The organism is Rahnella sp. ChDrAdgB13 (assembly GCF_017655185.1).
GTDB classification, from domain to species: domain Bacteria; phylum Pseudomonadota; class Gammaproteobacteria; order Enterobacterales; family Enterobacteriaceae; genus Rahnella; species Rahnella contaminans.
Map to the genome: position 1 here is coordinate 1 of NZ_JAEMGT010000049.1, position 9,709 is coordinate 9,709.

7 protein-coding genes are annotated in these 9,709 nt (G+C 51.0%); all 7 read right to left on the reverse strand.

Annotated elements, in window-relative coordinates:
• Nucleotides 1–54: 54 nt before the first annotated feature.
• The gene (locus J8X26_RS14605; protein WP_208951236.1) at nucleotides 55–1,074 is read right to left on the reverse strand and encodes an acyltransferase; all 1,020 of its coding nucleotides are present in this window, start codon (nucleotides 1,072–1,074) and stop codon (nucleotides 55–57) included.
• Between the two features lie 59 nt (nucleotides 1,075–1,133).
• Nucleotides 1,134–2,150, reverse strand: a complete 1,017-nt coding sequence (locus tag J8X26_RS14610; protein ID WP_208951237.1) for a right-handed parallel beta-helix repeat-containing protein — start codon at nucleotides 2,148–2,150, stop codon at nucleotides 1,134–1,136.
• Nucleotides 2,151–2,176: 26 nt separating this feature from the next.
• Complete coding sequence (locus J8X26_RS14615; RefSeq protein ID WP_208951238.1) at nucleotides 2,177–3,448, reverse strand: capsule biosynthesis protein; 1,272 nt, start codon at nucleotides 3,446–3,448, stop codon at nucleotides 2,177–2,179.
• Between the two features lie 44 nt (nucleotides 3,449–3,492).
• On the reverse strand, nucleotides 3,493–5,532 hold the full coding sequence (locus J8X26_RS14620; protein WP_208951239.1) for a capsular polysaccharide biosynthesis protein: 2,040 nt from the start codon (nucleotides 5,530–5,532) through the stop codon (nucleotides 3,493–3,495).
• Nucleotides 5,532–7,208 carry a polysaccharide biosynthesis/export family protein gene (locus J8X26_RS14625; RefSeq protein WP_152324281.1) on the reverse strand — a complete coding sequence of 559 codons (1,677 nt, stop codon included), beginning with the start codon at nucleotides 7,206–7,208 and terminating at the stop codon, nucleotides 5,532–5,534. The genes J8X26_RS14620 and J8X26_RS14625 overlap by 1 nt, the downstream gene beginning before the upstream one ends.
• A gap of 53 nt (nucleotides 7,209–7,261) precedes the next feature.
• Entirely contained in the window at nucleotides 7,262–8,350 is a 1,089-nt protein-coding gene (locus J8X26_RS14630; RefSeq protein ID WP_371819738.1) for a capsule biosynthesis protein, read from the reverse strand.
• Nucleotides 8,351–8,546: 196 nt separating this feature from the next.
• Complete coding sequence (locus J8X26_RS14635; protein ID WP_208951240.1) at nucleotides 8,547–9,533, reverse strand: SIS domain-containing protein; 987 nt, start codon at nucleotides 9,531–9,533, stop codon at nucleotides 8,547–8,549.
• Between the last annotated feature and the right edge of the window lie 176 nt (nucleotides 9,534–9,709).

A 9,709-nucleotide genomic window follows, 5' to 3' on the forward strand; every position in this document is an offset into this window, starting at 1 on the left:
TTAGGTAGGTCATCCATTTAGACCTACCTAATAATTAACGTATGTAATAGTTAATTATGCTATCCAATTTTCTTTGAAACGATGGTCACTAATATGTTCCCAAACTGGAAGTATTTCTCTATATAACACATTGGCAGTATCTTTTTTACCAGCCATTTTGCAAGCTAGATATGCATAGGCTCCACAAATGTAATTCTTCCTATCACTCATCTCAAAGCATCTTTGTAGGATATCAGCTAACAGTTCAATGGATATCAACTTGTTATTTATGAAGTAGTCAAAAACGTTTTGCTCTTTGAACTTAGCAATAAGAATAGATCTAGCCAAGTAATAAAAAATAAAATAATTACTGCCATCCATCCTCGCCCAAAATTCGATATACTCTCCTGCCATATCTATAACTTTTTTGTGTTCAAATGAAGTTGCACAAGCCCTGAAGTTTGCTAAGGAAAAATTATCATCAAACTTAATTAAGTTGTTCTCTTTTAATGACCTAGTCCAGCAAATATTAGATTTAACAACTCTTGCTGGATTTCCTACAATTAAGGATTTTTTTTCATAAAACCCGCTAGTGATAGCCCCCGCACCAACAACTGAATCACACTTTATATTTGTTCCTTTCAATATTAAGCAATCCGTCGCAAGCCATACTCTATTTCCGATCAATACATCCTTAGCTTTATTTAAACGTTGGCCAGTATCATCAGAAAATATCGAATGCATATCAGAATTAAAAATCTTCGGATTCGCGAAGAGGCAATCATTACCAATTGTTACTTTGCCATACTCTACGATTTGAATTTTGATAGCATCATTACAGCTTAAACCATGCCCTATTTCTAAGGTGCAACCTTCACCAACAATTATCCGGCCCCTAATTTCACAAAAATTACCGATAGTTAATCTTCCGCCTTCCATAATCGTCACGTGCGCATTTACAAGCTTAGTATTTTCGCCGATAGAAAAATACGACAATTCATCACTCAACTCCAATGTGGAGGCAACCATGGATATCGATTTATTTAATTCATACTTACTAAAAATAGCTTCAGTCAGCTTATCAAATTTAACCATTTTCATACGGCCTTATTATTAATTTTAGATCCAATATTTTATCTATTTTGTATAAAATATTAAATTAACCATTTGGAATCAAAATATCTGTTTATATAATTGCCTTTTCCATCGTCAACCACTTTCGTGCTGACTCCATCAAACCGATTCCCCTCCACCACATTATTATCGGCATAATCACGATAAAACTTAAGGCTTCCATCCCTCGGTTTATCCCCGCAATCAAATCCTGATAAGTCCCGGTTCTGCCGGGATGCCAGCCAGATGCCCACGGGTTCATTTACAAAGGTGTTATTGCGAATGACGTTGTAGTCGCTGTGCTGCCAGCGGATCACGGATTTGCCTGTGCTGAAATGCTCGCCGCAGTTCTTATACAGAAATACGCCCCCTGCCCCGTTCGATTCAAACCGGTTACCTTCAATAAGATTGTATGCCGATGAGTCCACCGCTAATCCCTCCCGCTTTCCCTTGCCGAAACTCTCATGTCCATTATTGATAATCTGGTTATCCACGATTTTGTTATTGCGCGATGAATGTTCCAGGTAGATACCCGACATATACGAGTCGCGGACAACCGAGTGGCTCAACGTCGAATGAGTGACGTAATCGTCAAAGTATATCCCTACGCGTCCGCTGCCGGTGACTTCAACGTTTTCGAGGGTTATCCGTGTCGGTGTCCGGCGGTAGTTTTCTTCATGGTTCGCGCTGAGTTTGTTGGCGGCGATGTCGGAAGTGATACGGATGCCGCTGTGGGTAAAGTTGTGCACTTTGCAGTTACGGACAGTGACAGCGGATAACGGCTTACCCTTGCTGTTGATCAGTATGCCAAAAGGGCGTTGATTGTCCCCCTCGAGCACCGCATCCCGGCAGTCTAACGTGGTATTGCTGCTGGTGATGATGACCGCTTCTTTATAAACGCAGTGAGGGGATAGCGTGGTATTACCGCGGACATCAGGCAGTTCGCACTCATGAGAATGCATCGAAGGAACGGCGTCCGCGCAGGCGGAAAGAACCAAGGGAAGCAGGATGGGTAATGAGAAATATGCGCAGAGTTTGATCGGTAAACATTTTTGCATCTGAGCATATTCCTCAAAGGTGATCGTTACGAAGGTTGTCGCTTGATGTAATTCATCAGCAGCTTTTGGCTGATAAATACCGGCTGATACTGGCTGTCGGCTATTGCAGCAATATCGGCTTTGCGACCGCCATAATACACCGCATTAATCTGCGTATTTTGCAGCAAGTATAGACGGAATTGTTTGAACAGTTTCATGTCCGGCTTATATCCTGAGGTCCAGAACTGGTTCAGATGTCCCTGATAGGTAATGCCTTTAATGTCATACAGCGCGCTGCCCATCACTTTCAGCGGCTTGTTATGGATAAGCGCAGAGATACCGGCAGTGCTGTTAATCGTAACCACGGCTTTGGAGTGTGTCAGCAACTCAGGCATCGGCAGGTCATGCACGTAAATAACGCGGTTAGCGATACTGTATTTTTTACCCAGCTGGCGGATAAGCGGTCCGTACAGACGGTGCCCCCTGTCCATCGGGTGATGTTTAATCACCAGAAACTCGGTTGAAGGCGCTTTTTTAGCGAACGAGTGCATCACTTCATTAATGTAATCACGCACGTCGTTATACGGGCTGTGGTTACGGATCTGGCTGTCGTTATACACCTGCAAAATGGCCAGATAATAGCGCTGATCCAGATCTGTTTGCAGTTGCTGCAACACATGGCGCTGACGGAAGGCATACAGTTTTTTACGCCAGGCAGCACGGGTCCAGCAACGCGCCTCGTACCACGGCGAGAAGGATTTGTGATGGCGGTATTTCGGGAAATCATGGCGATAGCGCCATCCGGCGAGATAATATACGGTCGCGTGGCGGACGCGCTGCCAGCCTGAAGGTTTCAGGTGCTCGATTTCCGGCATAGTCATTGTTGGCAGGCTGCGGTAGAACTCCGCGTCGCGCGGCAGGCCGGAATAGGCGTTCACGCCACCTTGTTCCAGCGTGATGTAATGCGGCCGCAGGTAGCCTTCCTCGAAGGCGAGGAATCTCACGCCCTTGGCCTGCGCCCAGCGTTTAGCCGCCTGATGCAGCGGACGACAATCCCCGAAACACACGATGGTGTCGAAGTCGTACTCCTGCCAGGTTTCTTTCAGCCAGGTCGGAAACTCCTGAGGCGTCTGCTGGTACAAACGGTATTCACGCTTTCGCGAATACAATCTGTCACCGCCGTTGAAAACGACGTTCACCGCTTCACGCCCCAGTGACTCCAGCCACTGTGCTAAATCACTGAAGAAAGGCCCCATCGGCCCCTGCAACAGCAGATATTTTTTACCAGAAAGTAATGTCGTAAGCGCCTTACTGTCCATTTCTGTCCGTGTCCATTTACGCAAAAAGCTTAAAAGAGGCTGGTTCAGGTGGTCAATGTCACCCGGATCAACATGAGCAGTTTCCTGTAATAGCGAACTATCCTGCCCGCCTTAATCTTTGAGAATTGCATTTGCGCCCGTGGCGTCGCAGCAAGAAGTTCAACCGCCTGCTCCGCTAAAATAGGCTCCCGGCTATGCGGGTCGATATACGACGGGTAGGCAATCAGCGCCTGATAAACCACATCGTCTAATGTGAGGCTGCGCGTTCTGCGTGAACAGGTATGTTCATCGTGCGTCAGTCCCCAACCGGCATAAAAAGGCATGCCGTAACACACCACTTTTTTGCCGTGGAGTAAGGCTTCAAAACCTGACAATGACGTCAGGGTGTGCAATTCATCAGCAGCCTGAATACATTGGATTATGTCCGCATCCAGGGCCTGACTGTCTGCCCACCGGCTGACATCTTCAGCAGGAATATTTCCCTGCCGGTTCCCCACCAGAACATCCGGGTGCGGCTTATAAATAATGTAGGCATCCGGGTGGCGTTCCCGCACCGTGCGCAACAGCTCGCCGTTGGTGCGTAATCCCATCGTCCCGGTCAGGATCGACGCGTCGTCTTCCACCTGTCCCGGCACCAGAATCACGGTCTTTCCGCTGGCTCCGGCTGGCAGCGTAAACGCCGCGCCGAGGTTGTATTTACTGACTTTGCTGGCCACCAGTCTCTGGCGCAGTCGTGTTGCGCGTTGTTGCTGGAAACCGGTCAGACGGCTCGCACTGAGCAGCGTTTCGAGGTCACTTGGCCGCGTGGCGTCGTAGTAAATACCGGTTTTATCCAGCACCAGAGAAAGCGGCGGATGCAAATCAGAACCCAACCCGGCCGAACGCAGAAATCCATCTTCCATTCGCCATTGCGGGAGTCTTTTTCTTTGTGCATCCTCGTGCCAGCGGCGTTCGCCTTTGGTGCCCCACACCACGCAGGCGGATTCACCGGCATGACGTTTACTGAAATTCACTTTGTTTGTTTTGGTCCGCAGGAACGGTGCAAGAATGCTGCGCTTCCAGAGCGTCAGACCCGGCGACCACAAGCGCCCTGTCCGCTGCTGGTGATGCTGACGCTGCATCAGCAACCAGTTCAGTACGTCAAATAACGTTCCCGCCTGGCCGTTTACCGGGTTCAGATATCTGCTGTAACGCAAACAGGCTGCCCCGAATAAATCCTCGATGCTGGCGTTACCGCGTCGGACGCGAAGTTCTGCGGCTAGCGCATGACGGTCATCCGTCAGCCCCCAACCCGCGTACCACGGCTGACCAAACACGCTGACCGGTTTACCGGCGATCAGCGCTTCAAAACCATAATTCGACGTCACCACATACACGCGGCTGACGCGTTGCAATAACGACTGCGGGCTGACGTCCTGCGCAATCAGTTTTATGCGCGGATCCTGTTTCGCCTGCTCCCCGAGCTGCGTGAAGTAACCGGCTTTTTTCCCCGATAACACATCAGGATGCACCTTCACCCAAATCTCAGACTGCGGGTTTTCAGCCAGCGCCGCTTGCAGCATATTGTCGAACTGTTCTTTCCCGGCGTTGCCGTACACGACGGCCATGTCGCCAAAGGTCTGATCGACGACCAGCACCGCGCCCTGTTCCGGTTGCGCCAGGGTACACACCGGTGCCTGGTTGTATTTCGACAGGTCACCGTCGACGATCATCTGCATCGCCTGACGGGCATCGTCGTGCAGCAGGCGGTTCTCTTCATGCTGATGGATCAGCGTTTCCAGCGTGCTCGGCTGCGAGGCGTCGTAGTACATGCCCTGCGTGTCCAGCACCATGGAAAGCGGCGGACATCCTGAAACGCCCAGCCCCAGAGAACGGATAAAACCGTCCTCAAGGCGCAATACCGGCAGGCCAGATTTTTCGGCCAGCGCAACGGCTTTCGCGCCCGTTGGCCGGTAACCCCACACGGTAATCCGCGTGATGTCATCCGGCACCGGCCGCAGCAACGAAAGCTTGCGGCACGGTTCACCGAGAAATGCTTCCAGATGCGGGATGCGCTGAATGCCCGCAGAAAAGATCCCGATCATTAAATTGTCAGCACCACTTTCGCGGCAACGGCCAGCTGATACAGGATCGTCGAGATACCGCGCGTGACTTCGATGTTCTTCGATTCATACTTCGGCAGAACCATCAGCTCATCGCCCGGTTGCAGCGTTTTCACGTCATCCGCGTTAATCGCTTCGCCGTTCTGTTTAATCAGGATGACTTTCGAGTTACCCGCTTTCTGCGTAAAGCCACCGACTTTCTCGATATAATCTTCCGGGCTCAGCCCTTTCTGCCAGCTGACGGCGTTCGGGAACAGCACTTCGCCGTGGATCATGACCAGTGAGGTTTTTTCCGGAATATTAATCACGTCGCCATCTTCCAGGATCACCTGGTTCAGGTTGTCTTCGTTCAGGACCACTTCACCTTTCGGCACCACCTGACGCGCTTTATTCACAAAGCGGCTGACCAGTTGCGCTTCCTGCGCGCGCAGACGCCCTTCTTCCTGGGTGGAGGACTGGGCAGAAAGAGACGCTTCTTCCAGTTTCTGCAAGGTCAGATCCAGCATCTCTTTCTGGCGGATCGCCACGGAGCGGCGGTACAGCTGAATGGCATTGATCTGCGACATGGAGTTGGTGCGGATTTTCGGCAACAGCTGGCTCATGGTGGCGCCATACGGCAGTACCACGGCGTGTTCACCGGAATGTGCGCCTTCGATGCGCACCTGAATGGTGCCGGCATAGCGGTCAGAGCTGATGATCAGCTTATCGCCATCCTGCAATGACCGGCCCGGCGCAGAGCTCAGCGGGTAGTATTCGCTGCGTTTCATGCTGCCCTGCTGGCGGATGATGGTCATGTGCGTCGCGCCCGGTTTCGGACGTGCCCAGCTCAGGGCTTCGCTGACCGGGATCGTGCTGTCGCGGAATTCAAAGTCGTAGCTGTTGAAGACGTCGCCTTCCACGCTGAACGTGTGCTGACGTGGCCCGACAACGATGGTGTCGCCATCAGAGAATTGTGACAGGCGCAGATCGCCGTTCAGCAAAAAGTCATAAAGATTGATGCGCGAACGCACGCGGTCGTTGTGTTTCACCACGATATCGACATAGCTGCCGCGTTCGGTGTCGACGCCGCCCGCTTTGCTCAGGTAAGAGAGCAGAGAATCAGACGCCACACCGCCGTATAAGCCGGGGTTAGTGACGTAACCGGTCACAAAGACTTTTACCGGTTGCGCCTGTAACAACGAGGCGTAGACGTTTACGTTGGCCTGATAAACCTGTTTCACTTTGGTGGTGATCACACTGTTCAGCTGGCTGTTAGAAATACCGGCAACTTTGAGCGGGCCAACGTTTGGCAGGAAGATATTGCCTTTGGGGTCAACAGTCAGCGCGCCGTCAAAGTTGAAAGCGCCCCAGAGGCGGATCTGAACCTGATCGCCCAGCCCGACCACGTAGTTCGGGTTAAAACCAATACTTGCCGCGTTATCCGCCGCCGCACCGCCGGTGAACAACTGCGCACCAAACATACGGCTCATCACCGCCGGAACCGGCGGCGGTGGAGAATCATCAAACCCGGTATCCGACGACGTTTGCTGCGTCTGGCCGGTCAAAAATGTCGGCAAAGGTGCCGCACCGGTCATGTTCGGATCGGCATTAATTCCCACGGCATTCGCCTGGGTGAGCTGGCAGGCCAGCAAAATCAAAACGGACTTCAATAATTTCATAACAAGCTCTGTGTGCGATTCTTCAGGCTAAAAGGGCAGCGGAACAAACCGCATTAATCTTTGTGGTCATCGATGACCGCCAGCAATAATTTGATCGTCCCGAACAGCAGGCAGCAGACCAGCAGCCAGCTGGCAATCATGTAAGGCACATTCGGGAAGCTGGATTCCTGCGGCAGTTGCGGCGAGCTGATCACCGACAGCACTTTCAGTTTGCGGGCGGCTTCGACACGGGTCTTTTCAATCGACGTCAGCGTGAGCTTGTACAGGTCGGTGTCGAACTGAACTTTTGCCTTAATCTCTTCGAAATCAACCGCCATGCTGTTCAGCTGACGGCCATCCGGCGCGGTGATTTTGCTTTTTTCCTGATCAATCTGTTTGCCCAGCGACGTAATCGCATTCTGCGCACTGATCACCTGCGGCGCATCTTCACGCAGATAGGTCAGCAGATTGCGCAACTCGGCTTCCATCTGGATTTTTTGCCCGACCATTGTGTTCACCAGCGAGGTGGCGGCCACGGCCTGAGCTTCAGGATCAAGAATGTTGTTCTGGTTCTGATAAGCCAGTAACTGTGTTTTGCTGACGTTCAGACGCGCCCGCGCATCAAGCATTTCCTTTTCGGCAAAGGCTTGCTGGTCACGCGCAATCTTATGGGAGATTTCGTTGATGAAGCGTTCGGATTCTTTCAAAACCGCATTGTTGAACTGTTTGGCAAATTCAGGCGTAAAACCCTGCGTGCCGATGGTTAACAGGCCTGTTTTATCGTCATAAGTGACGGAAATACGGTCGCGGTAATAGTTGAGGAATTGTTCGCTTGTCGCGTCTTTTGGCAGACGGTAGAAGAAATCCAGGCCGCTTTTTGCAAAGGCAGAATGGAAGTCGAGTTGCTTATCGAGCGCCATCATCATGTCAGGCGAGTTTATGTATTCTTTTAAATACATTGCGTCCTGAGCAGTGCTTGGGTTTGCAGCGCCCAGCAGCAAGCCGACATTCAGACTGGAGCCACTGATGTCGTTTGAGCTTTTAATCGCAACCGTAGATTCGCTGAGATAACGCGGGTGGCTGAAAATCACCAGATAGATAATCAGCAACGCCATCGGCAATCCCACCACAATTTTGCCCAAATTGCGGTTCAGCGTAGCCATACTAAAATGCGGAGATCGACGAACCCGGGCAATATGTTCCCCGGGCCAGGCAGACTTCATTTTTTCAATAAGCATTTATTTATTATCATCATGACAAATAGCACGCTTTTAGCGTCGTGCTTTATTAAAAGTCCCGTGAATCTGCCTTATTTCCCCTGCGGAATACTCACGGTGCGTAATTATTTCAAATATTATTTCAGTCGAAAATGCGCACCAGACCGGCGACGTTTTTCTCTTTATTGGTGACCAGCAATACGGAAACCCGATGTTTCTGCATCAGCGTTTCTGCATCCGTAATCATCATGTCCGCCGGTAATGTCAGTGGCGAGCGGGTCATCATGTCGGCGGCACAAGCGCAGTCGAGCTGAGCATTCTTTTCCATATAACGGCGTAAATCGCCGTCAGTAATAATGCCGACCAGTTGCTGCCGGGCATTATTAACGGCCACCATGCCCTGACACCCGCAGGTAATTGCTGAGATCACCTGGCGGAACAACGTATCTTCCTGAATGGTCGGCACGTTGGTTTGCATGACATCCGCTACGCGGGTCAGCAAACGGCGGCCCAGAGAACCGCCCGGGTGATAACGTGCAAAATCCGTCGGCAGGAATTTACGCTGATGGATCAGGGCAACGGCCAGCGCATCGCCAATTGCCATGGTTAGCGTCGTTGACGTTGTCGGCGCGAGATTATTCGGGCAGCTTTCGCTTTCCATCATCAGCTCAAGCGTGGCGTCAGCATATTTCGCCAGCGTCGATGCGCTGTGATTTGTGATCGCGATAATCCGGTTACCGAACTGACGCAGAGAAGGAATGAGCTTGAGAATTTCGTCCGTTTCACCGCTGGCTGAAATCAGGATCAGCAGGTCATACGGCGTGATCATTCCCAGATCGCCATGAAAGGCTTCTGCCGGATGAATAAAGAAGCTTGGAGTGCCGGTCGAGGCCAGCGTCGCGGAGATTTTACGCCCCACATGGCCTGACTTTCCCATGCCAGAAAGGATGACGTGGCCTTTGCATTCCATAATCAGTTTTAATGCTTTCTGATACTGGACGCTGTCGAGCTGAGCAGAGAGGCGTTGCAACGCATCGGCCTGCTCGGAAAGTGTGCTGCGAACGGATTCGATCAGACCCGGCTGTAAAGATGCACCTGCCGTGCCGCCAACTACCTGATTATCTGCCACTTTAATACCCTGCCTGGGATTAAACTCACTCCGTCACAATGCAAAAGAGTGGGTACTTATAATGGTTAGCCGATCAAGCAAATGTGTCCTGATGAATTCCATTTCTTAGAGCCTATCCCAATAGGATTTTATTCCAGATAATGATGCCGCAGGTAAAATGCAGCATCGCCTCATAA